Source organism: Streptomyces flavofungini (assembly GCF_014650815.1).
Taxonomy (GTDB): domain Bacteria; phylum Actinomycetota; class Actinomycetes; order Streptomycetales; family Streptomycetaceae; genus Streptomyces; species Streptomyces flavofungini.
Genome location: NZ_BMVR01000017.1, coordinates 81,736 through 108,681, shown reverse-complemented (window position 1 = coordinate 108,681; position 26,946 = coordinate 81,736). Strand labels below are relative to the sequence as shown.

At 70.5% G+C, this 26,946-nt stretch carries 24 protein-coding genes and 3 pseudogenes; 11 read left to right on the top strand and 16 right to left on the bottom strand.

What is annotated here, in order from left to right:
* Nucleotides 1-21: 21 nt before the first annotated feature.
* Nucleotides 22-432 (top strand): VOC family protein, encoded by a 411-nt coding sequence (locus IE274_RS33620; RefSeq protein WP_190119727.1) that lies wholly within the window; start codon nt 22-24, stop codon nt 430-432.
* Nucleotides 433-653: 221 nt separating this feature from the next.
* On the opposite strand, the gene IE274_RS33615 is transcribed toward IE274_RS33620, so the two are convergent.
* Together IE274_RS33615 and IE274_RS33610 are read right to left on the bottom strand one after the other, a co-directional pair.
* Complete coding sequence (locus IE274_RS33615; protein ID WP_190119726.1) at nt 654-1,088, bottom strand: peptidoglycan-binding domain-containing protein; 435 nt, start codon at nt 1,086-1,088, stop codon at nt 654-656.
* Between the two features lie 140 nt (nt 1,089-1,228).
* Entirely contained in the window at nt 1,229-2,557 is a 1,329-nt protein-coding gene (locus IE274_RS33610) for a flavin monoamine oxidase family protein (RefSeq protein ID WP_190119725.1), read from the bottom strand.
* Between the two features lie 76 nt (nt 2,558-2,633).
* On the opposite strand from IE274_RS33610, the gene IE274_RS33605 reads away from it, so the two are divergent.
* Together IE274_RS33605 and IE274_RS33600 are read left to right on the top strand one after the other, a co-directional pair.
* Nucleotides 2,634-3,176: a TetR/AcrR family transcriptional regulator gene (locus IE274_RS33605; protein WP_190119724.1), complete on the top strand. Its 543-nt coding sequence runs from the start codon at nt 2,634-2,636 to the stop codon at nt 3,174-3,176.
* A gap of 178 nt (nt 3,177-3,354) precedes the next feature.
* Nucleotides 3,355-4,161 (top strand): alpha/beta fold hydrolase, encoded by an 807-nt coding sequence (locus IE274_RS33600; protein WP_229909978.1) that lies wholly within the window; start codon nt 3,355-3,357, stop codon nt 4,159-4,161.
* Between the two features lie 113 nt (nt 4,162-4,274).
* Here IE274_RS33600 and IE274_RS33595 read toward each other — a convergent pair whose 3' ends face one another.
* The 3 genes from IE274_RS33595 to IE274_RS33585 all read right to left on the bottom strand — a co-directional run bounded on the left by IE274_RS33595 (nt 4,275) and on the right by IE274_RS33585 (nt 6,992).
* A complete protein-coding gene (locus IE274_RS33595) occupies nt 4,275-5,045 on the bottom strand; it encodes an alpha/beta fold hydrolase (RefSeq protein WP_307822171.1) in 771 nt (256 codons plus the stop codon).
* Nucleotides 5,046-5,193: 148 nt separating this feature from the next.
* Nucleotides 5,194-6,186, bottom strand: coding sequence for an NADP-dependent oxidoreductase (locus IE274_RS33590; RefSeq protein ID WP_229909977.1), 993 nt, complete (start codon nt 6,184-6,186; stop codon nt 5,194-5,196).
* A gap of 302 nt (nt 6,187-6,488) precedes the next feature.
* Nucleotides 6,489-6,992 carry a hypothetical protein gene (locus IE274_RS33585; protein ID WP_190119722.1) on the bottom strand — a complete coding sequence of 168 codons (504 nt, stop codon included), beginning with the start codon at nt 6,990-6,992 and terminating at the stop codon, nt 6,489-6,491.
* Nucleotides 6,993-7,278: 286 nt separating this feature from the next.
* On the opposite strand from IE274_RS33585, the gene IE274_RS33580 reads away from it, so the two are divergent.
* Nucleotides 7,279-11,277, top strand: a complete 3,999-nt coding sequence (locus tag IE274_RS33580; RefSeq protein WP_190119721.1) for an nSTAND1 domain-containing NTPase — start codon at nt 7,279-7,281, stop codon at nt 11,275-11,277.
* 152 nt (nt 11,278-11,429) lie between these two features.
* Here IE274_RS33580 and IE274_RS33575 read toward each other — a convergent pair whose 3' ends face one another.
* On the bottom strand, nt 11,430-11,906 hold the full coding sequence (locus tag IE274_RS33575; RefSeq protein WP_190119720.1) for a hypothetical protein: 477 nt from the start codon (nt 11,904-11,906) through the stop codon (nt 11,430-11,432).
* A 65-nt stretch (nt 11,907-11,971) separates the two neighbouring features.
* On the opposite strand from IE274_RS33575, the gene IE274_RS33570 reads away from it, so the two are divergent.
* Nucleotides 11,972-12,943 carry a helix-turn-helix transcriptional regulator gene (locus tag IE274_RS33570; protein ID WP_190119719.1) on the top strand — a complete coding sequence of 324 codons (972 nt, stop codon included), beginning with the start codon at nt 11,972-11,974 and terminating at the stop codon, nt 12,941-12,943.
* Nucleotides 12,944-13,274: 331 nt separating this feature from the next.
* On the opposite strand, the gene IE274_RS33565 is transcribed toward IE274_RS33570, so the two are convergent.
* Together IE274_RS33565 and IE274_RS33560 are read right to left on the bottom strand one after the other, a co-directional pair.
* Nucleotides 13,275-13,655, bottom strand: coding sequence for a VOC family protein (locus IE274_RS33565; RefSeq protein WP_190119718.1), 381 nt, complete (start codon nt 13,653-13,655; stop codon nt 13,275-13,277).
* 364 nt (nt 13,656-14,019) lie between these two features.
* Nucleotides 14,020-15,216, bottom strand: a complete 1,197-nt coding sequence (locus tag IE274_RS33560; RefSeq protein WP_190119717.1) for a serine hydrolase domain-containing protein — start codon at nt 15,214-15,216, stop codon at nt 14,020-14,022.
* A gap of 201 nt (nt 15,217-15,417) precedes the next feature.
* On the opposite strand from IE274_RS33560, the gene IE274_RS33555 reads away from it, so the two are divergent.
* The gene (locus IE274_RS33555) at nt 15,418-16,050 is read left to right on the top strand and encodes a DUF6461 domain-containing protein (protein WP_190119716.1); all 633 of its coding nucleotides are present in this window, start codon (nt 15,418-15,420) and stop codon (nt 16,048-16,050) included.
* Nucleotides 16,051-16,080: 30 nt separating this feature from the next.
* Here the strand turns inward: IE274_RS33555 and IE274_RS33550 are convergent, their stop codons facing one another.
* Nucleotides 16,081-16,854, bottom strand: coding sequence for a TetR/AcrR family transcriptional regulator (locus IE274_RS33550; protein ID WP_190119715.1), 774 nt, complete (start codon nt 16,852-16,854; stop codon nt 16,081-16,083).
* A 306-nt stretch (nt 16,855-17,160) separates the two neighbouring features.
* On the opposite strand from IE274_RS33550, the gene IE274_RS33545 reads away from it, so the two are divergent.
* The 3 genes from IE274_RS33545 (at nt 17,161) to IE274_RS33535 (ending at nt 21,276) form a co-directional block, all read left to right on the top strand.
* Nucleotides 17,161-19,398: an MMPL family transporter gene (locus tag IE274_RS33545; protein WP_190119714.1), complete on the top strand. Its 2,238-nt coding sequence runs from the start codon at nt 17,161-17,163 to the stop codon at nt 19,396-19,398.
* Between the two features lie 398 nt (nt 19,399-19,796).
* On the top strand, nt 19,797-20,540 hold the full coding sequence (locus IE274_RS33540; RefSeq protein WP_190119713.1) for an FG-GAP repeat domain-containing protein: 744 nt from the start codon (nt 19,797-19,799) through the stop codon (nt 20,538-20,540).
* 88 nt (nt 20,541-20,628) lie between these two features.
* Nucleotides 20,629-21,276, top strand: a complete 648-nt coding sequence (locus IE274_RS33535; RefSeq protein ID WP_190119797.1) for a helix-turn-helix transcriptional regulator — start codon at nt 20,629-20,631, stop codon at nt 21,274-21,276.
* Between the two features lie 100 nt (nt 21,277-21,376).
* Here IE274_RS33535 and IE274_RS33530 read toward each other — a convergent pair whose 3' ends face one another.
* The 3 genes and pseudogenes from IE274_RS33530 to IE274_RS33520 all read right to left on the bottom strand — a co-directional run bounded on the left by IE274_RS33530 (nt 21,377) and on the right by IE274_RS33520 (nt 23,134).
* Nucleotides 21,377-21,925: a hypothetical protein gene (locus tag IE274_RS33530; RefSeq protein ID WP_190119712.1), complete on the bottom strand. Its 549-nt coding sequence runs from the start codon at nt 21,923-21,925 to the stop codon at nt 21,377-21,379.
* A gap of 373 nt (nt 21,926-22,298) precedes the next feature.
* Nucleotides 22,299-22,577, bottom strand: a pseudogene (locus IE274_RS39790) (arsenate reductase/protein-tyrosine-phosphatase family protein); the annotation flags it as partial.
* A gap of 158 nt (nt 22,578-22,735) precedes the next feature.
* Nucleotides 22,736-23,134, bottom strand: coding sequence for an ArsR/SmtB family transcription factor (locus IE274_RS33520; RefSeq protein ID WP_190119711.1), 399 nt, complete (start codon nt 23,132-23,134; stop codon nt 22,736-22,738).
* Nucleotides 23,135-23,212: 78 nt separating this feature from the next.
* Here IE274_RS33520 and IE274_RS33515 point away from each other — a divergent pair, with 78 nt between their 5' ends.
* Nucleotides 23,213-23,671, top strand: a complete 459-nt coding sequence (locus tag IE274_RS33515) for an ArsI/CadI family heavy metal resistance metalloenzyme (protein WP_190119710.1) — start codon at nt 23,213-23,215, stop codon at nt 23,669-23,671.
* Nucleotides 23,672-23,726: 55 nt separating this feature from the next.
* Here IE274_RS33515 and IE274_RS33510 read toward each other — a convergent pair whose 3' ends face one another.
* Nucleotides 23,727-24,752, bottom strand: coding sequence for a LacI family DNA-binding transcriptional regulator (locus IE274_RS33510; RefSeq protein WP_190119709.1), 1,026 nt, complete (start codon nt 24,750-24,752; stop codon nt 23,727-23,729).
* Between the two features lie 69 nt (nt 24,753-24,821).
* Nucleotides 24,822-25,295, bottom strand: a pseudogene (locus tag IE274_RS33505) (substrate-binding domain-containing protein); the annotation flags it as partial.
* Between IE274_RS33505 and IE274_RS33500 the strand changes: the two are divergent.
* Nucleotides 25,288-25,728 (top strand): annotated as a pseudogene (locus IE274_RS33500) (FGGY-family carbohydrate kinase); the annotation flags it as partial. The pseudogenes IE274_RS33505 and IE274_RS33500 sit on opposite strands and share 8 nt — an antisense overlap.
* Nucleotides 25,729-25,806: 78 nt before the next feature.
* Here IE274_RS33500 and IE274_RS33495 read toward each other — a convergent pair.
* Together IE274_RS33495 and IE274_RS33490 are read right to left on the bottom strand one after the other, a co-directional pair.
* Complete coding sequence (locus IE274_RS33495) at nt 25,807-26,532, bottom strand: FAD:protein FMN transferase (protein ID WP_190119708.1); 726 nt, start codon at nt 26,530-26,532, stop codon at nt 25,807-25,809.
* A 1-nt stretch (nt 26,533) separates the two neighbouring features.
* Entirely contained in the window at nt 26,534-26,944 is a 411-nt protein-coding gene (locus tag IE274_RS33490) for an FMN-binding protein (protein ID WP_190119707.1), read from the bottom strand.
* Nucleotides 26,945-26,946: the final 2 nt, after the last annotated feature.

Here is a 26,946-nt window from a genome sequence, read left to right as displayed (position 1 = left end):
GTCTTGTGGCAAGATCGCGGGATGCTGCGACTCACCGACTTCATCATCGACTGCCCGGACACAATGAAACTGGCGGCCTTCTACTCCGAGGTGACGGGTCGCCCGGTCAAGGCGGGCAGTAACGAGCACTGGGCCGGTATCCAGTTCGGTGAGATCGAGCTGGCCTTCATCCAGGTGGAGGACTACCGCGCCCCGCAGTGGCCCGACAGCGAGCACCCCAAGCAGTTCCACCTCGACTTCGAAGTCGACGACATCGAGGCCGAACAGAGCCGCGTCCTGGCCCTCGGCGCGACCCTGCAGCGGGACTCCACCGACCCCGACGGCTACGGCTTCCGCGTCTACACCGACCCCATCGGCCACCCCTTCTGTCTCTGCCGCAACAAGGGCGTCATCTGGACCGACCAGGGCCCCGTCTGGCCCGAGCGCGACTAGGGCCCTTCTGACAGCTCTTGGACGGTGTCGCGGAGTCAGATGACGATCGCGGCCCGCCCTGCCCGTCGAGCCGGACGGCGGTCTCCGCCGCATCGGGCAGTGGAGTCAAGCGCACGACAGCGCCGGGTGGCCCGGCAGGAGCAGTGTCCTGCCGGGCCACCCGGCCTCCGTTTACTGATTGGGGATGGGGACTTACTGATCGGGATGGGGACGCTGCGGGATCAGAACTTGGAGCAGACGGCGCCCTGCGGGCCCTTGATGAGCCAGTAGAAGACCTTCCGGGTCTTCGGGCCGTACAGGCCGTCGACGGGTGACACGCCCTTGGCCCGCTGGAGCTTGGCGACAGCTGCCTTGGTGTCGCGGCCGTAGATGCCGTCGATGGTGCCGGGGTTCGCCGTGCTGCAGCGCCACAGGGAGTTCTGGAGCGCCTTGACCGCGGAGCCGCGGTTGCCCGGGCCCAGCTGGCAGTTCAGGGAGCCGTTGGATGCCGCGGCAACGGGCCCTGAGAAGCCGCCGTACGACTTCGTCACGGTCTTGGTGCAGATCGGGGTGGCGGCGTGGGCCGGGCCGGTGCTCATGGCCAGGAGCCCTGATGTGAGGAGTGCCGAGCCGACGCCGGCTGCGGCGAAGCGTCGGATACCTACAGCGATGGACATGTGTGCCCCCGTGGGTGCGAGTCGTGGTCGGCCGGCCCCGGACCTGGGGCGTGCCGTTCGGTTCGCCGTCGACTCCAGCAGGGCGGGAGTTGTTCTACAGCCCGATTCTGTGCGGGAAACAAAAAGAGGGGCCCGGCGGGTCAGCTCGGCACTGCCGGTTCGGTGAACTTCGCCTCGGTCCGCAGGACTTCGTCGGCGGCTCGTTCGCCTGAGCGGATCGCGCCCTCGATGTAGCCGGCCCACTGGGTGGCGGTTTCGCTGCCGGCCCAGTGGATGCGTCCCACAGGGGTACGCAGTGCGGAGCCGACGCTGGTGAGGACTCCGGGTGGGAAGTAGGCGTTGTATCCGCCTCGGCAGTACGGGTCGTCGGCCCAGTTCTTCTCCCGCCAGTCGAGGGGACGGGCCGCGCGCGGACCGTATGCGCGTATGAGGGATCGGATGATCGTGGCCCTGCGTTCGGGCGCGTCCAGTCGGGTCAGTCGCCGGGCCGCGGGCCCGGTGGCGAGTGTGCACAGCAGGCCGGGGCCGCCCGGGCGTGAGGCGTCGAAGGTCATCGGGCCGTCGAGGTCGAGTGCTTGGCCCGAGAGTCCCTGGGCCCGCCAGAAAGGGGTGTCGTACACGGCGAACGCCTTGAGCGCTGCGCCCATGGGCATGCGTTGGGTCAGCTGGTCGCGGGCTGCGGGCATGGGTGGGTCGTAGTGGATGCGCCCCGCCAGGGGCGGTGGGATCGTGACGATCACTCGGGCGGCCTGTACGTCGGCGACGCGTACCGCGTTGCCGGTGTCCTGGATGGAGGTCACCGGTGTGTTCAGTCGTACGGCGTCGCCGAGTTCGGCTGCGATGGACTGGGCGGGGCCGTCCGCTCCGTGCGTGAAGAGGGCGGCTGTGGTCTCGGCCGCCACGCCGCCCCCGACTCCGTCGGCGCTGCGGATGGCGGTGATCAGGGCGAGCATGGACACGCTTGCCACGTCGACGGACAGTTCCGCGCCCAAGACCGCTTCGGCCAGACGGCGGGCCTGCGGCACGGGCAGCCGACATCGCAGCCAGGTGGCGACGGTGATCGAGTCGAGGTGCTGTGCCTGGGTGGTGGTGAGCGTGCGGCTGGCGAGGCGGTCCAGTTTCCAGAGCGCCAGGGCCAGGACCGCGGTCGCGTGCGGGGGCAGCGGAGGGAGTTCTCCGGTGAAGCGGCGGCGGGAGGTCGTGGACAGCAGCAGGTGGTCGCCCTGCGCGTGGCCGGTGAAGGTCGCCGCGTCGTAGGATCGGGCGAGTTCGGTGAACCGGGTATGGGCGGGGGCGATCCATTGGCCGCCGAGGTCGACGGCCCAGCCTCCGGAAAGGCGTGCGGTGCAGGTCCGGCCGCCGACGCGGTCGCCTGCTTCCAGTACGACGACGTCGAGCCCGGCCGTGCGGAGTCGGCGTGCGGCGCACAGCCCCGCGTAGCCGGCGCCGACCACGATGGCATCAGGCATAACCACCCCTGTTTTTGCATCAGTTGTTTTACAACGAGCGTTGCATGAAGCGTGCGGGGCGTGCAACAGTGGCCGGATGCCCCGCCAGGTCGACCACGCAGCCCGCCGCCGCGACATCGGCGCCGCGGTCCTGAAGATCGCCGCCGAGCGCGGTTTCCGTGAGGCGACGATCCGGGCCGTCGCCTCGGCCGTCGGCGCCTCCACCTCTCAGGTCACGCACTACGTCAGCGGCCGGGACGAACTGATCCGGATCGCCGTACGCCACGAGATCGAGACCCGGCAGGCCCAGATCACCGAGCTGCTCGCCGACAGTGACCGTCCCCTGCGCGCGCTGGTGGAGTGGGCGGTCCTCGGTGCGGGCCCCGACGCGCAGCGGATCTGGCTGGCGATCGTGCTCGGGGCGCGGACCGAGCCGATCGTGCGCGCCGAGCTCGAGGAGTTCAACCGCTGGTGGGACGCGGCGGTGCGGCGTCTGGCCGGTAGCCCCGGCGCCGCGGATGTCGTCGATGTCCTCGTCGACGGCCTGGTCCTCGCTGGTTTCGAGGCGCCGGAGCAGTGGACGCCCGAGCGGCGGTTGCGGGTCGTGGACGCGGTGCTGGCACCGCTGGGTGCCCGGTAGGTCATGGTGCCGGTGGGACAGCACGGCCCCGAGACCGCACACGGACGCACCGATCGCCTCGGGGAGGCGCCCAATCACCTGGGTGCAGCTCGGCTTGAGCGCGGGCAGCCGATCCTGTGGGCTGCGACGGGTGCTGGTCGGCCGGGAGATGTCAGTGCCGTCTCCTACTATCCGCACCATGCGCAAATTCTTCACGGTGGATGGTCGGAGACTGTCCTATCTGGACTTCGGGGGTTCCGGTAGGCCGCTGCTGGCGCTGCACGGGCATTACAACGAAGCGTTGACGTTTGCTCCGTTGGCTGCGGCGCTGGCTCCGGGGTGGCGAGTGATCGCGCTCGATCAGCGCGGGCATGGGGAGTCCGACCGAGCTCACCGTTACGAGCGGGACGAGTACGTAGCCGATGTGGCGGCCTTTCACCGGCATCTGGACCTAAGCCGGGTGGCGGTCCTCGGCCATTCCCTGGGCGGGGTGAACGCCTACCAGTTCGCGGCCCGCCACGCGGACAAGGTCAGCGCGCTGATCGTCGAGGACATCGGTGCGGTCGTGGACTGCGACTGGTCGTTCACCACACGCCTCCCGGGCGTCACGCCGTCCCGGGAGGCGCTGGCAGCGGCCCTGGGTGCGGCGGCACCCTATGTGGAGTGTTCCTTCCGTCGGACGGAGCAGGGCTGGGGGTTCTCCTTCGACATCGCTGACACGGTGGCGTCCCAAAAGGCGCTCAACGGTGATCACTGGAACGACTGGATATCCGTGACCTGCCCCACGCTGCTGATCCATGGAACCCACAGCGACGAATTGACGGTCGGTCACGCCCAAGACATGGTCGTCCGCCGGTCCGGCAGTATCCGCCGTGTCGAGCTGCCAGCCGGTCACGTCGTGCACCACGACGTTCCACACCTCTTCGCCTCGGCAGTAACCGCCTTCCTCCAGGCCTCGATCAGTCCGGTCGCGACGGACCAGCACTCGGTGAGCGCCCGGTCATAAAGGGGCCCTGGGATGCGGTTGTTGTCACTCGGCCTGCTGGAGGGAAGCGTGTCATCCGCCGCCACGGCCCGCAGGGCTCCTCCCCCGCCCCCCCTGCTTCCCACCAGCGTCCGCTACACCGTGGGAAGTTGAGACAGGAAGGTACGCACAGCGGCGGCGAACTCGTCGGGGACGTCGTGATGCACGACGTGCCCGGCCGGGAGTTCGACCAGCTGAGCCTGACCAGCCCGGCGCGCGACCATCTCCCGGGCATGATCCGGCGCCAGCACCTCGCTGTCCGTTCCCCGGATCAGCAGGGTCGGGCACGTCACCGACTCCCAGTCGCTCCAGTGGTCGCCGTTGAGGGCCTTCTGGGACAACACCGTGTCCTCGATACCGAACGAGTAGTCCCAGCCGTCGTCGAACTGGCGGATGGAACACTCGAAATAGGGCGCCGTCCAGCCGATGGCCGAGGTCAACGCCTCGCGGGTCGGCGCCTTGCGAGGCAGCTGCGTCGTGAACGTCCAGTCGGCGTCCATCACGGCGCATACGTCCTCGATGATCAGGGCTGTGGCCCGGTCCGGGTGCCGGGCGACGTACTGATAAGCGTTCACGCCGCCCAGGGAATGGCCGAGAATCGCCACCGGGCCGAGTCCCAGATGGCGGTGGAAGGCTTCGATGTCAGCGACGAAATCGGCCCGTTCATAGCTCTCGGTGCGGTCGGATTCGCCGTGCCCGCGCTGGTCCAGGGCCAGCACTCGCCACTGCGGTGCCAGCGCCTCGGCCAGCGGGGCGAACACCGACGCCTCGCTGAAACTCCCGTGAAACGCCAGGATCGGGACTCCTGAACCGCCGAAGTCCAGAAACGACAACCGACGTTGATCAACTGTGAAGAACTCACGCATGCCGCTCATGCTAGGCATCGCCCCTGACCGCAGCCCGTCCATTTCGACCAGCACCGCCTCAGCACGGCACAATCGGCCACTCACTCACGGCGAGCCGCCCCCACCCAGGATGAGGAGCCACCCGACCCGCCTGGCCAGCAGGCGGGTTTCAGTGCCGCCCGGGCGCAGGGGCAACGGTCAGGACGATCTTTCCCGTGGTGCGGCCGGTCTCCCCCAACGTGTGCGCCTGCGCGGCCTGTTCCAGTGGGAGCACCGCCTCGACGATCACCCGCAGGCGGCCGTCCTCGACCAGCGCGCCGATCTCCCGCAGCCCCTGCTGGTCGGGTTCGACGAGCATGAACGCCGCACGCACCCCCGCCTCCTCGGCCTGCTGGACGGGGAAGGTGTCGTCCGGCGGCACCAGGGAGACGAGGATGCCGCCCGGGCGCAAGGTGCGCAGGGAGTGTGTCCAGTTGGGTCCGCCGATGCTGTCGAGGGCCACGTCCACGTCGCGGACGGTGTCGGCGACGTCCTGCGTGCGGTAGTCGATGACCTCGTCGGCGCCGAGCGTGCGCAGCAGGTCGTGTTTGGCGGTGCTGGCGGTGGCGATGACGTACGCGCCGCGCGCCTTGGCGATCTGCACGGCCAGGTGGCCGACACCACCGGCGGCGGCATGGACCAGCACCCGCTCCCCCGCCTGCAGCCGGGCGGTGTCGACCAGGGCCTGCCAGGCGGTGAGCGAGGCCAGCGGCAGCGCGGCGGCCTGGACGGCGTCGAGGCCGCGTGGGCGCGGGGCGAAGTGGCGGGCCGGTGCCGTGACGTACTCGGCGTACGCGCCTGCCGGGTGCGGGAAGCGGGGCATCCCGAACACCTCGTCGCCGGGCCCGAAGATCGTCACGCCCGCGCCCACCGCCTCGACGACTCCGGCCACGTCGAAGCCCAGGGTGAAGGGAGGCGTCGCTCCGGTGCCGAACACGCCTCGTGCGCGCGTCTTCCAGTCGGCGGGGTTCACGCCCGCCGCGTGTACGCGGACCAGGATCTCGCCCCGGCCCGGCTCCGGCCGCACGGTCTCGACGACCTTGAGGACATCGGGGGCTCCGGCCCGGTCCTGGGACACGGCACGCATCGTCAAGGGGGCGGTGGCGGGCTGGGGCTGGGGCATGGAGACGATCCTTGTACGGGAGGGAGTGCGGCCGGCGGTCCGGGGCACCGCGTAAGACTCGCCGGTCGGCGACGCCTCCGGTGGTGGCGTGATGGCCACGTCCCGACAAGATCTGGCCACGCACCGTGTCGGCGTGCGTGTCGGCGTACCTGCGCCGGACGGCATCATTCCTCTTCGCGCTCGCCACCACCGGCCGCCCCACCCCCACCCCCACCGCCGGTCGGCCGGGCAGGAGTGGGGCGCGGGGCACGCATGGATCTTTGCTGCCCCCCGTGCGGCAAAGACCCACGCGTATCGGGCCGTCAGAACCGCCAGGCCCTGCAGTTGAGGAGCTTCTTCGTGCCGACCTTGCGGTCGCAGGCGTAGGCGACGACCTTGTCCTTGGCCCGGAACGACCACGACTTGGTGCTGTTGACCACGGCCACGCGGTTCTTGACGGTCCGCCAGCCACCGCCGGTGAACTCGTCGTACTTGAGCGCCAGGACGGCCTCGTACCCGTCACCCGACACACGGTCCTGCGCCGTGGCGCCCGAGAACTTGCCGTCGTAGAAGGCGCGGCCGGAGGTGTCCTTGCCCGCGTACCAGTACTGGTACGTCCCGCTGATCTTGGCCTTGCTGCTGCCGGACACCCCGTGGAAGCCGATGGGTGCGGCGATCGAGGTGCGCGGACTCTTCTCGTCCGGGGCCGCGCTGGACGCCCCGGCGGATGACGCGCCGCTGAGTGCGAGCCCCGCGAACACGCCGGTGACGCCGATGCTCGTGACCGCCGTGCGCAAGCGGGTGCGCCGAATCGTCGAAGTAGGCATTTCTCGTCCCTCCCTGCCGCGGGCCGACCCCTGCGGAGAGGTCTATGGAACCCGCGGATCGGCAGCGCGGTACGCCCCGCGCAGAGGCGGGCCGTGGCCGTGCTGATGACGAGAGTCCACAGCGTGCGGCGTTTTTCAGCACCCCGCTTCGGTGCTGGTGAACAATCTCGGCGAGGTCGGCCCGGTCGCGCCCGGCGCCTCGCGCGGGCCCGCCGCATTCCTTGCCGGGAGGGGCGGCTCCTCGTAGGTTTGGCGCGATCGATCAACGGCATATGGGGGGCGCGGGGTGGGGCGTCGGGAGAAGCCGCTCGATCCGACGGACGGGCCGGTGGCCCGGTTCGCGGTGGAGTTGCGGAAGATGCGGCAGGAGGCGGGGGCGCCTTCGTATCGGGTGATGGCCCAGCGGGCGGGTTACTCGGTGACGGCGCTGTCGCAGGCGGCGGCGGGGGACAAACTGCCGTCGCTGGCGGTGGTGCGCACGTACGCGGAGGCCTGCGGGGCCGATCCGCAGGAGTGGGAGCGGCGCTGGCGTGACGCGGAGCGGGAGCAGGCCGAGGAGCCACTGGACGAGGGTGCGGGCAGCCCCGGGGAGTCGCCGTACCGGGGTCTTACGCGCTTTGAGCCCGATGACGAGGAGTTGTTCTTCGGGCGGGAGCGGCTGACGGAGGACCTGGTCCGGCGTGTGCGCGAGGGCCGCTTCACGGTGGTCTTCGGTCCTTCCGGGGGTGGTAAATCGTCCCTGCTGCGAGCGGGACTCATACCCCGGCTGCGGCGCGCGGACGATGGCATGGCGCGGCCTGCGGCGATTCGGATTCTCACGCCGGGCGAGCACCCTTTGCGTACGCACACAGCAGTGTTCACGCCCGCCACGGGGGACGGTGACACCTGGCTGATCATCGATCAGTTCGAGGAGGTGTTCACGCTCTGCCGGGATCCGCAGGAACGGGCCGACTTCATCGACCGGCTCCTGGAGGCACGGGGTCCCGACAGTCGGCTGCGGGTCGTACTCGGTGTGCGGGCGGACTTCTACGGTCGCTGCGCCGAACACCGGGTCCTGGCGGACGTGTTGTCCGACGCCAGTCTTCTGGTCACGGCGATGTCGCCGGGCGAGCTGCGGCAGGCGGTGGTGAAGCCCGCGCAGGTCTCAGGGCTGATTGTCGAGCGTGAGTTGACCGCCCGGCTGGTGCAAGAGGCCGACGGTGAGCCGGGGGCGCTGCCGCTGCTCTCCCACGCGCTGCGGGAGACCTGGCGGCGGAGGCGTGGCCGGACGCTGACCTTGCAGGGGTACGAGGACACGGGCGGCGTGCACGGTGCCATCGCCCGCACCGCCGAGGACGTGCACGCGCGGCTCTCGGACAGCCGCAGGGAGTTGGCACGGCTGATCCTGCTCCGGCTGATCGCCCCGGGCGAGGGCGCGCAGGACACCCGGCGTCCGATCCGGCGAGCGGAGCTCGACTTCGGCGAGCGCGATGAGGTCGACGCCGTGGTGGACCTGTTGGCCCGGGCCCGGCTCATCACCCTCGACGACGACACCGTGGACCTCGCCCACGAGGCGCTCATCACTTCCTGGCCCCGGCTCGGCTCCTGGGTGGACGCCCACCGCGACCGGCTGCGCGCCCACCGCCATCTGACGGAGGCGGCGCGCACCTGGGAGGAACTGAAGCACGACGGGGGCGCGTTGTACCGGGGCGCGCGACTGACCACGGCGGTGGAGCACTTCACCGCCGAGGGTGGCGGGTGTGCGGATCTGACGGGGCTTGAGCTGTCCTTTCTCACGGCGAGTCGGCGGGCTCGTACGCGGGCGCGGCGCCGTCGTCGTGTCCTGTCGGGTGCGCTGGCGGTGCTGGTGGTCCTGTCGGTGGTGGCGGGCGCGCTGGCGTGGCGGGAGAGTCGTACGAGTGAGCGTCGGCAGGTAGAGGCGGAGGCCCGTCGTATCGCGGCGGCCGCCGCGAGCATGCGTGATCATGATCCGGTCACCGCGATGCGGTTGAGTGTCGCCGCCTGGCGGCTCGCGGAGTCCACCGAGACGCGCTCGGCGCTGCTCGGCGCCATGGCGCAGCGCGAGGTGTCGTCCTTCTCCCGTCCGGGCGCCGCGTCGGAGGCTGTGGCGACCGAGTTGACCGCCGACGGGCGGACGCTGGTGGCGGTGGGCGCGCAGCGCGTGCGTACGTGGGACATGCGGAAGTTGCGGCCGCGAGCGCGTTCGTATCCTGGGCTCGGGAAGCGGGTCGCGGACGGTGCGGACGTGAAGGTCAGTCCGGACGGCCGGGTGCTGGCCGTGGACCGGACGGACTACACGCTGATGTGGGACGTCCGTGCCGGACGAGAGATCAGCCGCTTGCCCGCGGCCGAGCCGGAGAGCGTTGTCTTTTCGCCCGACGGCAGGCGGGTGGCACTCCAGGTGTGGAGCGTCGACGGCGCGGGCACGGCGGAGAGCTCGGGCGGCTCGGATCCGTTGGAGGGTTCGGACGGCTCCGGTCCGCCGGCGGACCCGGGCGAGTCAGATACGTGGGAGAGCTCGGGCGAGTCAGGCGTGTCAGAAGGCTCGGACCCTGCGGATGATTCGTACAGCAAGCTCTTCGACGTACGCAGTGGCCGGGCCCTGCTGACCATGAAACGGCGGCACCCGGACGTTCCGGAGAGTCTGGCGCTGAGCGCGGACAATCGCTGGCTGGCCCGGTGCGGGGAGAAGGGCCCGCTGGAGCTCTGGGACATCGCCAAGCGCACCCGGCTCAACCGCTCCTGGCTGACCAAGGACAAGAAGCTGACCAAGGGCAAGAAGGGGTTCGACTGCGACGGCGCCTCGTTCGTCTTCACCCCGGACGGCAAGCACCTGGCACGCGTCACCGGCCGTGAGATCCGCCGCTGGGACCTGCGCAGCGGCCGCCAGACACCGCGGGTGGCGAGCAAAGGGATGGAGGACGTCCGCTTCAGCGCGGACGGCAGGTTCGCGGTGGCGTCCACGGCGGACGGGGTCGAGATGTGGCGGCTGGCGGCGCCGGACGCGCCGGTGTTGCGCGTGGCCACCATCGGCAGCGCGACGTGGGGGTTCGAGCTCGACCTGGACGCAGGAGCCGTGCGCTACTTCAACGAGACGAGGACGGTCGTGCACTCGCTGAGTGTGCGGCCGGTGGTCGACGCGGCATGGCGCCCGGACTACTTCTCCCCGGGGAAGCTGGCCGCGGACGGCCGCACCCAGGCCGTCGTCCGCCACCGGGGCGACGGCAAGGACCTGCGGCTGATCGACACCCGGAGCGGGCGGACCGTCTTCAAGCCGCCCGTCGAACCTTGCCCCAGGGCCGATGAGGACAGCCCCGGGTCCGGCAGTTCCGGCGGCACGGTATCGCAGGAGGTGGTGGGCTCGGGCGTGCTCGGTGACGATGCGGAGCAGCCGGAGGAGTGCACCGACCTCATGACGTTCAGCGCCGACGGCCGGTACTTCGCCTACGGGCAGGCTCGGCCGATGGGCGCCGCCCGGGCGCCGGAACAGGACCGGGTCAGGGTCTGGGACGTCCGGGGCGGGCGTGAGCACGCGGTGGTCGACGTGGGCGGGGACGCGATGGAGGGGAGCGGGCTGGACGGCATCGTGCTCAGCGCCGACGGCTCCCGCCTGTTCGTGGCCCGCAGCACGATGCGCGACACCACCGCGGTGTGGGACCTGCGCTCCGGTGGCCGGCCCAGGAAGGTCAGGACCCTGAAGGGGATCTCCGGAGGGCTCGCGGTGCGCCAGGACTCGGCCAGGGTCGCCTCCTGGAGAGCCATCTCCGACACCCGCTCGGGCAAGACCGTGGCCACCTCGCTGAGCGGCACCCTCACCAGCGAGCTGGCGTTCAGCCCTGGCGGGCAGTACCTGGCCGCGGGCGACGCCTACGGCCGGGTGACCATCTGGGACGGCGCCGGACGCGCACGCCGCGCCGTGCTGACCGCCGCGGACTCCGCCACCGCGCCCGCCGCCGACGACGACTGGGTCACCGCGCTCGCCTTCTCCCACGACAACACCACGCTCGCCGTCGCCACCCACTCCGGGGCCATCCAGCTGTGGGACGTCCCCTCCAGCCAGCCGTTGGGCTCGCCCCTGCCCGCGCCCGGCGACGCGATCACGTCCCTGGCCTTCAGCGCCGACGGCAAGACGCTGTTCGCGGGTGGCTCCCATGTGCCCCTGCAGAAGTACGCACTCGACCCCGCGCGTCTGATGGCCGCTGTGTGCGAACGGACGGGGTCGGGGCTGTCGCGGCGGGACTGGCGGACGTATCTGCCGGATCTCTCCTATCGCGCCACGTGCTGACCGGTCGCGCCACGTGCCGACCGGGGGTGGGCATGCCGCCCGACCGACCGCTGCGTTCCCCTCCCCCCCCGTCCCAGGTTCAAGAGAGGCTTCTCAGCCGTGGCGCGGCCCGACGGACGGCCACAGGTCGGTGACTGCCTGAGGGCGCCGGGTCAGGTTGCCCAACGGGTGATGTGCATGTGCCAGTTGGTGAGCCAGGTCTCTCCCCCGTCCGCGGAGAACGCCTGCTCCCAGTGGGCGCTCGTCCCGGTGATCCCCGACCAGATGAAGCGGACCTTCACCTTACGGCCGTCGTGCTCGTCGTCGCCGTGGAAGACGCCGGTGCCGTCCGGCTCGAAACGGCCGGTCACCGGCGGGAACAGCGTGCCGGTGCGCTTGCTCGACCAGTACAGGGACCAAGCGTCGGCCGCGGGGTCGTACAGGCGCAGGGTCAGCCCGGCGAAGCCCTTGGTAGGGAAGTCGATCTCGTCGAAACTGGCGCGCCCGTCGAAGTGCACGGAGGCGCGGGTGAGGCCCGGGAACTCCTCCCAGCGGTCCTCGCCCTCGGTGGGGTCGAGGAAGTCCTTGCGCCAACGGTTGACGACGTCATAAGTGCCGGTCAGGAAGGCGAATCCAGTGCTGTTGTCCATGTCGGGGAGGCTAGGACATATCCACTGACAGCCAGTGTCAGTGGATACGGCTAGATTTTCTGAGCATGCGCGCCAGCCGACTTGTCTCGCTCCTCCTGCTGCTGCAGAACCGCGGCCGGATGACCGCCGCCGCCCTCGCGGCAGAGCTTGAGGTGTCCGTCCGTACGGTCTACCGGGACGTGGAGTCGCTGGTGGCGGCCGGTGTTCCGGTCTGCGGGGAGGCGGGCCACGACGGCGGGTACACGCTCCTCGACGGCTACCGCACCCGCCTGACCGGGCTCACCGCCGGTGAGGCCGAGGCGCTGTTCCTGGCCGCGCTGCCCGGACCCGCGGCCGAGCTGGGACTCGGCTCGGTCCTCGCTGCGGCCGAACTGAAACTCGCGGCCGCCCTGCCGGTCGAGCTGCGGCGGCAGGCGCGCGGCATCCGCGAGCGGTTCCACCTCGACGCGCCCGGTTGGTACCGGGAGGCCGACGACGTCCCGCATCTGCCCGCGGTCGCGGCGGCGGTCTGGCAGCGGCGGGCGGTCCAGGTCCGCTACCGGCGGTGGTACGCCCCGCGGGTCGTGGAGCGACGGCTCGAGCCGTACGGGATCGTGCTCAAGGCAGGTTCCTGGTACGTGGTCGCGCGCGCCGATGCCGACGCGCCCCGCACCTACCGGGTCAGCCAGATCCTGGAGCTGCGGCCTCTCAACGAGGAGTTCACGCCGCCCGCGGACTTCGACCTGGCCTCCTACTGGCGGGAACACACGGGGCAGTTGCAGGAATCGCTGTGGCAGGGGCGGGCGGAGATCCGCATCTCCCCCGCCGGTGCCGAGCGGCTGCGGGAACTCGGCATACCGGCGGTCGTCGACGCCGTGGACGCGGGAGAGGAGGAGCAGCCTGGCGGCTGGCGGCGCGCCCTCATCCCGATCGAGAGCCTCACCCATGCGGAGGGTGAACTGCTGAGGCTGGGCGCGCAGGTTGAGGTGGTGCGGCCGCCGGAGCTGCGGAAGCGGATGGCCGCGACGGGGGCGGCGTTGGCGGCGCTTTACGGGTGAGCCACGTGGCTGTCGCGGCTTGCGGCTCGCCCAGGGCTTTGGTGAGTTGGTCGAGCTCGTCGCCGCGCCCCGTGAACACTCTCGGGGACAGGGGTAGTTGACGCGGTGCGGGTGCGGGTGCAGGTGCGGGTCTGGGTGCTGGTGCGGCAGGCGACGATGCGGTGTTCGGTGGTCGCGGCGGGCTGAGTTGGGGATCGTCGGTGAGGATGCGCTGGTGGAGTTCCGCAAGGAGGTTCCGGGGGCGACGCCGAGTTCTTCGGCGAGGTGTTCTCTGACGCGTTGGTAGTGGCCCAGGGCGGTATGAGAAGCCGGGTGCGCCGGGACCAGGCCGTCAGAGTTCAGGGATGCGGGCCTTGAGCAGGCAGAACTCGTTCCCTTCGGGGTCGACGAGGACGTGCCAGGGCTCCTCGCCGGTCTGGCCGATGTCGGCCGGGCGCGCGCCGAGCTTCAGGAGGCGTTCCAGCTCGGCGTCCTGGTCGCGGTCAGTGGCGTTGACGTCGATGTGCAACCGGGACTTCCCGGGCTCCGGCTCGTCCCGGACACTGAGGATCAGCGTCGGCTGCGCGCCGCCGAACCCTTCGCGCGGCCCGATCTCGATGCTTCCGTCGTGCTCGCGGTCGAGCACCACGAAGTCCAGGACCTCGCACCAGAACCGCGCCAGCACCTCGGCGTCGCGGCAACCGAGCACGAGCTCACTGATACGGCATGCCATGTACGGAACCTACTCTCGGCGTGGGGGCTGTCGGCGTGGCCGCGCGCAGGTCGCAGGGCTTCCAGCGGTGCGGACACTCGCGCGACCGTATCGGGCGGGGTGGCCGGGGGCGAGTGATTTCCACCGAGAGGGTGCACGTCGGCGTGCCTCCGACGTCGGCCGGTCGTGCCGCGCTCGTGGCGGCGTGGCTGCGGCTGGTCGCGTGACCGGGCCTCGCGATGACCCGGGGCACCGGGGAGTCCGGCCGGTGTTGTCGCGTCGCGGTGCGCCGCCACCAGCGAGTACCTGATGCGCTCGGCATCGATCGGAGGCGCCCTGCGACTGTCTCCGGCCCTGCGCCTGACTCCGGCCCTGCGGCGGCCAGTCACTCCTTCAGGAGCAGGCGGACGATCTTGCGCGCGAGGTCGAGGTCGCCGATCGCCCATTTCCCCTTTCTGGTGCTGTAGTTGGTCGCCACGACTGCCAGGGCCTCCCCGTCTACGGAGCGGACGATCTCGGAGTAGGAGCCGCCGACCTGGCTCTGCCCGGTGTGCCAGGCGATCCGCCGTCCGTCGGTGCCGGGCGCCAGGGCCCATCCGTACCCGTACGCGAGTCCGTCCTCGGAGGCCTCGTCCTCGAACGCGTGCGGCGTGAACATCTTGCGGCGCGCGTCGGCGGAGAGGACCTCGCTGCCGTTCAGGGCGACGTGCCAGCGCAGCAGATCCGTCGCCGTGGACAGCATGCCGCCGTTGCCGCGCAGGTTCCAGTGCGGTCCGTCGGGCGCCCAGGGCTGCTCGTTAGGGCGACCTGCGGGCCTGCCCTTCTCGTCGTACTCGACGGCTATGTCCGACTCCGACCAGCGCGGCCGTACGGAGCCGGTCTTCTTGAGGCCCGCCGGGTGGAAGAGGCGGTCGGCGAGGAAGCGTTCGTACGTCGTCCCTGACCGCTCCTCGATGATGGCGGCCAGCAGGCTGTATCCCAGGTTGGAGTAGTGGAAGGCCTGGCCCGGCCGGGAGAGCGGTTCGGTGTGGGCCAGGGCCTTCAGCATCTCCGCGCGTGTCAGGGGGGTGTAGTCGTCGCCGTAGCGGTCGGGCAGGAATTCCGGCAGGCCTGAGGTGTGCGTGAGGAGCTGGTGCACCGTCAGGGGCCGTATGTGCGGGGGAAGATCCGGCAGTAGGTCGCCGAGGCGGTCGCGTACGTGGACGCGGCCGTCCATCTCCAGTTTCAGGACGGCGGCCGCGGTGAACTGCTTGGTGTTGGAGGCGATGTCGTACACCGTGTCGCGTCCGCACCGGATGCCGCGTGCGCGGTCCGCGGACCCGAAGCTCTCGCAGTACACGACACCGGACCCGCGGGCGGCGAGAATGGTCACGCCCGGGCCCTTCGGCAGCTCGGCGGTGACCACGTCCTGGATCTGGTCGTGGAGTTCGCCGTCGGACCGATGGCGCTCCTCCTTCTTCGGACCGCACGCCGTGGCACCCACCAGGGCGGGCACGACGAGCGCCGCCCCGCGCACCACCGCACGACGCCCCACCGGAACCCGCAGAAACGACGCGGTCGTTGACACCCTCGGCCCAGCCATCGGCCACTCCCCCTCCAGGCACTCGCGCACGCCTCGGCACCAGCCGACGGCGCGAGCACCACCGCCCTCTCGGGTCCAGCATGACGCAGTGGGTGTGAAGGCTGAGTGAGAGGCGGACCTTGAACGTCGATGTCAGTGCCGCCCCTTACTGTTCCGTTCGCGAAGGTCGTCACGGCGGATCACTGTGCGGGAGGGGACTTGATGAACCGGGAGACCACGGAGAACGGGCTCAGCTGGATAGCCGATGCCTACGACCTCGGCTTCACACTCACCCTCAGCGAAGGGCTCTCTCCGCACGAGTTGCTGCGCGCCATCGGCGCCGAGGAGCGCCACATGGTGCCGCTTTCCCGCGACGCGGCGTCCGAATTGCTGGGCAGGGATGAAGAGGACCACATCAGCGATCTCGACTTCCTGGACTGGGAGGACGAAACGACGGTCGCCCGGCTTGCGAGCGCGGGGTTCCTGCCCGTCCCGCCGGAGAGCATCGTCAGAGCGGGCTCGGTGGCGGGGTGGGCGTATGCGCTGGAGGAGATCAGCTGTCATACGGGTGACTACATAGGGGCGTTGTCCACGCGGGGACGGGCGGTGTGCGTGCATCGCAACCAGAACTTCAGCCGTGTCGAGTTCGCCCTGCGCGGCGAGCTGGTTTCGTCCTTCGAGCCTGGTCTGCCACACCTCGCGAACGGCGTTCCGGCCGAGGTCGCGCTCGGTTTCGTGCACGACAGTGACGAAGTGGGTGAGGTCGCCTTCCTGCAGTTCCTGGAGGGTGAGTTCGGCATCTGCCTGCCCTGGGAGGAGACAGAAGCGGAGCTGCTGGCAGCCGCGTTCGGCTGACTCCGCCTCGCCGCATCATTTCGTACGCCGCTACTCGGCATCCCCTGCCGCCCCGCGAATCCGGCGGTGGGTGTCGTCGAGCATGTTCAGCATCGAAAAGCGGAAGACCTCCGCTTGGTGCTCGGCCATGAACCCGGTGTGTCCGAACACCTCCAGGACGACGAGGCCGGTCAGGTGTCCCCAGGCGCTCAGGAAAAGGGCGGCCGCTTGGGGGGACAGGTCGCCCAGGCCGTCCGATGGCAGGTGCCGCACGAACGCCTGGAATGAGGGCGTCAGGGCGGGGGTGTCCGCTGCGGCGAGCTGCTCGGGGGTGAAGCCGTCGAACATCGCGGACTGGAAGATCCCGCTCATCCGGCGCACCGCCTGGGTGGTGGGGCCCTCGACGGGGGCCTCGTAGTCCCGCAGGGGTGCCCCGTAGAGGAGTTGGAATCGCTCGGGGTGGGCAATGGCCCATCGGCGATAGCCCTCGGCCGCCACCACGAGTCGCGGCACAGCCGTGCCACCCCCCACCGCGCCGCCCGCCGCGCCACCCCCCGCGTCATCGACAGCCGCCTGCACCGCCGCGGCCAGATCGTCGTACGCCTTCGCGATCAGCGCCGTCACCAGCGCGTCCCGGTTCGGGAAGTAGTGGTAGAGCGCCTGCACGGTCATGCCCAGACCGCGGGCGATCGCGCGCAGGGACATGGCGTGCGGGCCGTGCTCGGCGATGTGGTGCTCGGCGGCTTCGAGGATCTCTTGGGTGGCGGCGGCTCGACGTCGCTGGCGCAGGGTGGGCTGCTGCGCTGCGTGGGTTTCTGCGGACATGTGGTGACCATACGACGGTGAGCCCTGGTGGGTCAGCGGCATCGTGGACAGTGTGAGGAAAATCTAACACTGCCAAATTTTCTGTGTCCTCGCTAACGTCGTCTTCGGCGCGAGGGGCTCGACATCAAGCCATTCGCCACCACCGACGGGGAGCCTCCACAGGGCGTCACGCCCCCTCCCCTTGCCCGTCCTTCACTTTCCGTCGCCTGCCGCAGGCCTACCTGACGTCGCCGATTTTCGTCGGTTTTGACCGTATTTGTTCGCACGTATTCGCATGTATTCGTAAGTACTCGAAGGAGACCTCCCGTGTTTGACCGCCTAGCCGAACTGGCGATTCGCCGATCCCGGCTGATCCTCATCGTCGCCGTCGTGGCTGTGGCCCTCATGGGTGCCGTCGGCAGCGGCGCGTTCACCAAACTCAAGGGCGGCGGCTTCGACGACCCCGGATCCGAGTCCACCCGGGCCACGAAGGTCATCGAGGACAAGTTCGGCGGCGAGACGAACCTGATCCTGCTCGTCCGTGCCGACAAGGGCCGTATCGACGCCCCGGCCGCCCAGGGCGACGGCCGGGCCCTGGTGGCCGACCTCAAGAAGGAGAAGCACCTCGACAACGTCGTCTCGTACTGGGACACCAAGAGCCCCACGCTCCGGTCCGAGGACGGTCGCGAAGCCATGGTGCTCGCCCATGTGAAGGGCGACGCCACGCAGCTCGAGAAGAACACCACGAGCGTCATCGACGACTACAGCGGTCCCCACGAGGGCGGACTCAGCGTTCGCGCCGGGGGCGGGGCCGCGGTCAACAGCGACATGTCGACCCAGGTGGTCGACGATCTCCTCCTGGCCGAGCTCATCGCCATCCCGCTGACCCTCGTACTGCTGCTGTTCGTCTTCGGCAGTGTGGTCGCCGCCCTGCTGCCGCTGGCCATCGCCATCTTCGCCATCGCGGGCTCGTTCGCCCAGCTCAGCATCCTCGGCAGCATCACCGACGTCTCCAACACCGCGACCAACCTCACCACCGCCCTCGGCCTCGGACTGGCCATCGACTACGCCCTGTTGATGATCAGCCGCTTCCGGGAACAGCTCACGGCGGGTGCGAGCGTGGACGACGCCGTCCGCAAGACGGTGCACACCGCGGGCCGTACCGTCGCGTTCTCCGCCGCGACCGTGGCGGCCGCGCTCGCGGCGCTCCTGGTGTTCCCGCAGTACTTCCTGCGCTCGTTCGGCTACGCCGGGGTCGGTGTCGTCGCCATCGCGGCCCTCGGCACCATGTTCGTGATGCCGGCCCTCCTGAAGGCCCTGGGGCACCGGGTCAACAGCGGAAAGCTGCCGTGGCCGAAGACGGGACGCGCCGACGGCCGGACGCCGCTGTGGGGCCGGCTGGCCCGGACCGTCATGCGCAGGCCCGTGCTCACCGCGGTCCCCGTGCTCGCGGTCCTGCTGGTCGCGGCGAGCCCGCTCCTCGGCATCACCTTCGGCACGCCGGACGAGCGGGTGCTGCCCGATGACGCGCAGAGCCGCCAGGTCTCCGCGACCCTGCGGGAGAACTTCGACGGCAACGACGACGCGGCCCTGCACATCGTCATCAACCAGTCCGTGGACAAGGCCCCACTGGCGTCGTACGCGACCAAGCTCGCCGGACTCGACGGCGTCACGCGCGTCGAGACCAGCGCGGGAACGTACGCCGACGGCAAGGACCCGGCGGGCGGTCCCGGCAATGCCGCGCTCAGCCGCGCCGACGCGCAGCGCATCAACGTGGTCAGCGACCTGGAACCGAAGTCGGACGCCGCCCAGAGCCTGGTCAAGGACGTACGGACGCTCGCCCCGCCCGCCGGGTCGGACCCGCTGGTGGGCGGCATCGACGCCGAACTCGTCGACTCCAAGGACTCCATCAGCGGCCTGCTCCCGGTCGCCATCGGCCTGGTCGTGCTCACCACCTTCCTGCTGCTCTTCCTCTTCACCGGCAGCGTCGTGCAGCCGTTGCGCGCCCTGGTCCTGAACATGCTGAGCCTGGGCGCCACCCTCGGCGTCATGACCTGGATCTTCCAGGACGGCCACCTCTCCGGTCTGCTCGGCTTCACCGCGCAGCCCATGGAGCTGGCGATGACCGTGCTGATGTTCTGCATCGCCTTCGGCCTCTCCATGGACTACGAGGTGTTCGTCACCAGCCGGATCAAGGAACTCCACGACCAGGGCGCCGACAACGAGACCGCCGTGACCAACGGCCTCGGGCACACCGGCCGCATCGTCAGCGCGGCCGCCTGCCTGCTCGCGGTGAGCTTCCTCGCCTTCGGTACGGCCAAGCTCAGCTTCATGCAGATGTTCGGCCTGGGCAGCGGGCTCGCCATCCTCATCGACGCCGTCGCCGTGCGCGGTGTCCTCGTCCCGGCCGCGATGCGTCTGCTCGGCCGCTCGGCCTGGTACGCGCCCGGCTTCCTCCGCACGTTCCACAACCGGTACGGCCTCAGCGAAGGCGGTCCCGAGCTCGCTGCCGTGCCGACGGCCGAGCCCGAGCCGACCGCGGAGTCGCCCTTCGTGCGGCACTAGCAGAACCAGCGGAGGCGCTCGTCGGCCACGGGAACGTGAAAGGGAGTTCCCGTGGCCGGTGGGCCAACCCCGTGCAACGGCCAGACCGAACCTCCAGCGGGGTGACGGGTGACGGTCCGCCACCGCCCGGACACCCCATCTCCCCTCCCCCGAAGGACTCTCGCGTCCCATTCCCGCGTTCCAGGCCACTCACGTTTCACCAGGTCAAAGCTCATTTCAGCGTTCCAGTGTCCCGAACTGCCCGATTTTCCTGGCGGTTGGGACGGATCACCCCACAAGCTCTATCCGTGCTCATCCGAGAGCTCGCCCCGCATCGTCGGCTTCATCGCCGCACGGGGTGCGGTGGGGGGGATCGGTGGCACAGCACGGCTCAGCGCAATGACATTGGAGATTCGTAGATGCTTCGTAAGCGCTCACGTTTGATCGCCGCGCCGATCGCGGCCGCCGCCCTGACCCTGACTGTCTGCGGCTACCAGGCCAGTGCGACCGGGTCGTCGGCGGACGGTGCGGGTCGGTCCGGCAAGGCCGCTGCGGCTGCCGCCGGATGTCTGACCGGTGCCACGACGCTGGTCGGCGATCTCAACGGTGACGGCCGCCCGGACAAGATCTCGAATCCTGGGCACACCGGCACCAAGATGACGGTCCAGTGGGGCACCGCGAGCGGCTCGTTCGGCGCGAAGAAGACGGTCAGCAAGCTCCTCGGCGCGAAGCCGGGCGAGGTCGCGACCGCCGCGGTCGCCGACTTCAAGAACGACGGCACCCTCGACATGGTCGTCAACATCGTCAAGCCGTCCGGCATCGACGACCCCGCGAAGGCGCGCGTCGCGCAGTACCGCCCCGGGCCGCTCAAGCGGACGAACCTGGCCTCCGCCAACGCCCGGCACTCCGACATCGGCGACCACGGAGAGGCCAAGCAGCTCCGGGTCGCCAACTACAACGACGACAAGTACCCGGACATCGCGATCCTCAACAACTCCGGCGACGGAGTGTGGGAGCGGCACGTGCGCCTGTCGAAGCGCACCAGCGGCCCGGGCAAGTACGTCTACGAGGAGCAGACGAAGTACGGCCAGGTCGGCACCCCCGCCGAGCCGCCGTCCATGCCCACCAGCGGCTGGAAGCACTTCTACAAGCCCTGCTCCTGACCCCCACCGGGCGTCGCCGATCCTCCGGGCATCGGCGGCGCCCGGCGCATCGCCGCAGCCCCAGAAGTGAGGTAATCGCGTGACCACGATGATCCCGTCCTCCGTGTCCTCCGCACCCAAGACGACCCGAGTACGGGTCAGCGTCACCGCGCACGATCCGATCAGCCGCGAGGGAGTCCGCAGCCAGCTCCGGCGGCACCCCGAGGTCGAGCTGACCGAGGACTCCGGTCCCGCCGCCGTCGCCTTACTCGTCGAGGACGTCCTCGACGAGTCCGCCCTCGCCCGGCTGCGGCGGGTCGTGCGCAGCGAGGGCTCGCGTGCCGTGCTCGTCGTCGGCACGGTCCGCGAGAACGAGCTCCTCGACGTCATCGAGTGCGGCGTCGGGGCCATCGTCTGGCGCCGCGAGGCCACCGCGCAGCGGCTCGTGCAGGCTGTGCTCACCACCGCCAAGGGCGGCGGCGATCTGCCCTCCGACCTCCTGGGCCGCCTCATCGGCCAGGTGGGACGCCTGCACCGCGGCGGCGCCGAGCAGCCCGGCTCCGCCCTGGGACTCACCCCGCGCGAGGTGGACGTCCTGCGGCTGGTCTCCGAAGGCCTCGACACCGCCGAGATCGCCACGAAGCTGTCGTACTCCGAACGCACCGTCAAGAACGTCATGCACGGCCTCACCACCCGCCTCCACCTGCGCAACCGCTCGCACGCGGTGGCCTACGCGCTCCGCGAGGGCTACATCTGAGGTGGGGCGGCGGGTCGGCCGGGGCAGCGGTCGCTCAGTCTGCCCGCGTCGTCCAGCCGGCCTGGTGCGGGTCCTGAGCGTTCCGGTGTCGGTGGACAGGTCAGGCGAAGTAGGTGTTCGCGGCGGGAACCGTCAGCAAGATGACGACCAGCAGTGAGCCCACCGTCGCCAGCCCGAAGCGCGCAGCGATCACGTAGCGGGACCAGGCGGGCTGAGTGCTCACCGCGGCATCGACGAGGGCATCGACATCGACGCTGTGCAGTGCCGGATCGTCGGCCTTGTTGAAGGCGGACCTGATGCCCTGAGTGAGGAACACCTCGCTGGGTATGATCAGGCAGCCGAGAACGAAGACGATCGGCTGGACGATCCACGACAGGAGCTGGCCGGTCCCGCTTCCGGCCAGGTTGAGCGCTGCCAGCGCCGTCAGGAACAGGCCGATGGAAACCGCGACCAGGACACTGGCGCGGCCGGCCGCGAAGTTGATCCGGTGCCGGGCGAGGACAGCGGCGGGAATTCCTTGCCCGGCCATCTCAGCCTCGGCGGCACGCTGGGCACCGGCGCCCCAGACTGCGCCTGTGGCGGCAACGATCACAAAGGTCACTCCCAGCAGCAGCTGCAGCGACGAAGCTCCAAGGACAACGAGCGGCATGGGTCACTCCCTTCGGTAACCGGCTCGGGCTCCGCCGAAACGGCGGTCTACTGGCATGTCAATAGCAGGGGCACCCTCCTGGTGCTCACCAGCGACACGGCGTTGAGTGAGATCGAGCTGCCCGAATTGGGCGAGTTGGACGAGGTCAAGTGATGGCCTTCGCGCCCGCGACCTGCGAACACATCTGGCTGACCAGTGCCCGCCTGATCACCTGAGGCACCGGCCGTCCCGGGCATCTCCGCCGCCTCGGCCGGGGAGGCATCGCCGGGACGGCGATTCACCCTTCTCGCCGCGCACCCCTGAACTCCCAGCCCCCGCACGCCCGTTGAGGCGTCCCCGCTCTCCGCCTTAGGATCGGCGTACCGCACGATTGAAACGTTTCACAGATGTCGCCGCAGCCCATCGTGATCACCACGTCAGCTGCCTGCACGGCCTCGGCAGTGAGCATCTTCGGGATCTCGGCCGAGACGTCGATTCCCACCTCGGCCATCGCTTCCACCACGGCAGGGTTCACGTTGTCCGCGGGGGCGGAGCCAGCGGAGCGCACCTGTACGCGTCGCCCGCACGGTGCGTGAGGAAGGCGGCGGCCATCTGCGAACGACCGGCATTGTGGACGCAGACGAAGGACGGAGGGCAGGGCGGCAGCAGACATGGGCGACGTTTTCCTCGGTCACGGGGCGGGGCGGGGAAGAGGCGGCGGGCGTACAGAGCGGCGTGGGCGGGGCCGATCGGCACGGGCGGCCTCGGCGAGGGGGCCGACGGCGCGATCGCCAGCGCCACCCCGGTCAAGGTGGCCTCGGTGAGCGCGGCTTACGAAGGCGCCTCGGCGGGGGCAGGCACAGGCCCGCCCACGGGGCGGGTCAGGATGCCCGCGAGGCGGTCGGTCATGTCGGGCAGCAGCCAGTAGTACACCCACGTGCCTCGCCGCTCGCAGTCGATGAGTCCGGCCTGTCGGAGCAGCTTGAGGTGATGCGAGATCGTCGGCTGCGACAGATCGAACGCGGGGGTCAGATCGCAGACGCAGATCTCGCCGCCGGCGCGCGAGGCGATCATCGACAGGAGGCGCAGCCGCACGGGGTCGCCCAGCGCCTTGAACACCTTCGCCAGCTCTACGGCCTGCCCCTCGTCGAGGGGTGCGGTCAGTAGGCCGGGGCAGCACACGCCCCTCTCGCCCGTCCCGCCGAGCACGAACAACGCTTGATTCGACATGGTTCTATATTGACAAGTCTCAATTCAAGGCGCAATCTTGAATAGACAGACGTCGAATCAGGTCGATGGGAGTCCACCATGCCCCGCGCACAGCTCGCCCTCCGCGTCAGCGACCTCGAAGGGTCGATCGCCTTCTACTCGAAGCTGTTCGGCACCGAACCGGCCAAGCGCCGCGAGGGCTACGCCAACTTCGCCATCACCGAGCCACCGCTCAAGCTCGTGCTGATCGAGGGCGAGCCTGGGCAGGAGACCCGCCTCGACCACCTCGGAGTGGAAGTCGAGTCCACCGACCAGGTGACCGCCGCGACGACCCGACTCAAGGACGCGGGCCTGGCCACGTTCGAGGAGAACGACACCTCGTGCTGCTACGCGCTCCAGGACAAGGTGTGGGTGCACGGCCCCGGCCAGGAGCCGTGGGAGGTCTACGTCGTCAAGGCCGACGCCGACACACTGGGCAAGAGCGCTGACGCCGACGCGGCCGGTGACGGCAGCTCCACAAGCCAGCCTGTCGCGGCGGGATGCGCCTGCGGGTCTTGAACCGGTACGGGCTCATCGCCCGGCTTCGAAGGCGCGGGACTCCAGGTGCGTCGAGTCAGCGGGTGGGGAGGCTGGAGCGGCGCACCACCAGCTCCGGGTCGAGCACGATCGTGCGGTGTTCGTGGGTCGGGGATTCCGGATCGGAGTCGATCTCGTCGAGGAGAAGGTCGGCGGCCATGCGGCCCATGGTGACGGCGGGCTGGCGTACCGAGGTGAGGGGGACGGCTGCCGCGGCGGCGAATTCGATGTCGTCGTAACCGACGATGGCCAGGTCGTCGGGGACACGTACGCCCGTGGCGTACAGGGACTGGAGCACGCAGAGGGCCAGCAGGTCGTTGGCGCAGAATACGGCGGTCGGTCGGTTCGCGAGGCCGGGGAGACGGGCCCCCGCGTCCCGTCCGGCCGCGACGTCGAGGCGTTCGGTGGGCAGTTCGCGCAGCGCTTCGGGGGGCAGTCCGGCTTCGGTGAGGGCCTGGAGCGCGCCGGTGCGGCGGTCGGACACCTGCTGGAGTCCGGGCGGACCGCTGACATAGGCGAGGGAGCGATGTCCCGCGTCGAGGAGGTGGCGTACGGCCAGAGCGCCCCCGGTCACGTCGTCGACGGAGACGGAGCACTCGGACGTGCCCTCGGCCACCCGGTCGACCAGGACGAAGGGGATGCGGTGCCGTCGGAACGCCTCCACCGTGCGGCCGGTCGCATCGGCCGGAGTGAGCAGGACGCCGCGTACGCGCTGCTCGGCGAACAGCGCGAGGTAGTCGGCCTCTTCGGCCGGGTCCTGCTCGCTGTCGCAGAGCATGACGCCGAGGCCCGCCGCCCGGGCGACGCGCCCCGCGCCGCGGGCGATGTCCACGAAGAAGGGGTTGCCCATGTCGAGGACGAGCAGGCCGGCCATGCGGCTGTGTCCGACGCGCAGTTGGCGGGCGGACTCGCTGCGCACATAGCCGAGCCGGTCGATCTCCGCCTGGACGCGGGCGCGTGTGTGCGGCGAGACGGAGTCGGGCCGGTTGAGCACGTTGGAGACCGTGCCCACAGAGACTCCGGCGGCGTGCGCGATGCCCTTGATACCCACGAGCCGGGCCATCGGGCCGGGACCTCCAGCGCTGCGTAGTTCGATGAGGCAGAGGCCAGGCTAACGGGCGCTCCCCCGCGCCTAGAAGTCGAAGTCGTCGATGTTCTTCCTGTCGAAGACCGTCGGCTTCCCGAGGTTGATCACACCGTCCTTGCCGAGGGTGAACGCGCCCATGCCCCCGGCCTTGAAGGTCTCGCCCACCCTGCCGGTGATCCGGCCCGACTTCAGGGCAACGGCCGTGTGCGCGGCGAGTGCGCCGAGCCTGGCCGGGTCCCACCGTTCGAATGCCTCGACGGTGCCGTCGGTGACGTACTCGCGCATGTCGTTGGGGGTGCCGAGGCCAGTCAGCGCGACCTTGCCCTGGTACTTGGAGCCGGACAGGTACTGGGCGGCCGCCTTGATGCCGACGGTGGTCGGGGAGATGATCCCGGCGAGCCGGGGGTGTTCCTGGAGCAGGCCCTGGGTCTGCTGGAAGGACGCCTGCGGGTCGTCGTTGCCGTACGCGGTCTTCACCAGCTTCATGTCCCTGTACTCGGGGTTCTTCAGCTCGTCCTTCCTGGTGCCGGGGCGGATGCCCGAGCGGATCGCCGAGGCCTGCCGCGCGAGCGGGCAGCCCGCGCCGTCGACCCGCGCCGAGACCACCCGCTGCATCCTCGACTCGCTCGCCCTCGCCCATCGCCGCGCCATCGACCGGGCCCGGCGACTCGCCGACCACCCCGTCGACGTGGTGCACCTGGTCGGCGGCGCCGCCCGCAACCAGCTCCTGTGCCAACTGACCGCCGACGCCTGCGGATTGCCGGTTGTCGCGGGACCGGCCGAGGCCGCGGCACTGGGCAACGTCCTGGTGCAGGCGCGGACGCACGGCGCGGTCGGCGAGCTGGCCGGAATGCGGGAACTCGTCGCACGTACACAGCCGTTGAGCCGCTACCAGCCCTCCGCCGACCGTGGCGTCTGGGAGGCGGCGGACCGGCGCGTCCCCGGCGGGTGAGCCGACCGGCGGGACGGACACGGCCGGGCGCGGCTCCGCCCATCCGGCAGGCGGGCCGCGGCTCGGCCGCGCCGGCCCTCACACGGCGACGGGGAACCCCGCCGTCCGCAGCACCCGCTGCTCCTCGTCCACCGCGAACACCTCGCAGCCCGCCCGCGCGGCGGCCCATGCGACGCCCTCGGTGCCCAGCGCGAACGCCGCCGTCGCGGTGGCGTCCGCCTCGGTCAGCGACGCGGCCACGACGGTCAGGCTGAGCAGGCCCCGGACCGGGCGGCCGGTGCGGCCGTCGAGGATGTGGTCACCGCGCTCGTAGCGGGCGGACGTGGCGACCGCGCCCTCGGTGAGGTCCACCGCCGTGCACAGCCGGTCGGCGTGTTCGGGGTGGCGTACGCCGACGCGCCAGGGCCCGCCGGACGCGACGACGTCACCACCGGCGTTCACGCAGAACCGGGTGGCCCCGGCCGCCGCGAGGAGGTCCGCCGCCTTCTGCACCGACCAGCCCTTCACCACCGCGCAGGGGTCGAGGCCGCGTCCGGGCAGCCGGGCGTCGAAGGCGCCGCGGGTCGCGACCCGGTAGTCCTCGCACAGCGTGAGGATCTCCAGGAGCTCCGGGCTGATCTCGTCGGTCGGCACCTCGCCCCGGTCCAGGCGGGACACCTCGCTGTCGGGCTTGAACGGGCTGAACCGCGCGTCGACCTGGCGCAGCCACGCGAACACCTCGTCCACGGCGGCCTCCGGCTCGGCCGCCCCCTCGTCGATGCGCACCGAGACGGGGAAGCCCATGACGTGTTCGACGCGCAGCACGTCAGGCGCCCTTCGCGTCGATCGCGGCCTGCAGCGACTCCTTGTAGCCGTCGCTGGTGACGGTCGCGCCGGACACCGTGTCGACGTCGGCGCTCTGCGCGGAGAGCGTCTCCTCGACCAGTTTCGGCACGGCGGCGGTGGTCTGCGGGTGGTGGGGCTGCTGGAGCATGCGTACGGAGCTGATCCGGTCGCCCTCGAAGGTCACCTCGACCTGTACGGGGCCCTTCTCCGTGTGGACGGTGGAGCCCCGGACGGCCCTCGCGGCGGTGCCGTCGGAGGACGACGACGGTGGGGAGGAGGGCGTGGGGGCCGGGGCCGCCTCGGTGGTCGTCGTGCCGAGGGACGGTTCGTAGCGCCACAGCGGGATCACCGCGGCGGCGGTAAGCGCCAGGACGGGCAGTGCTCGCTTCATCG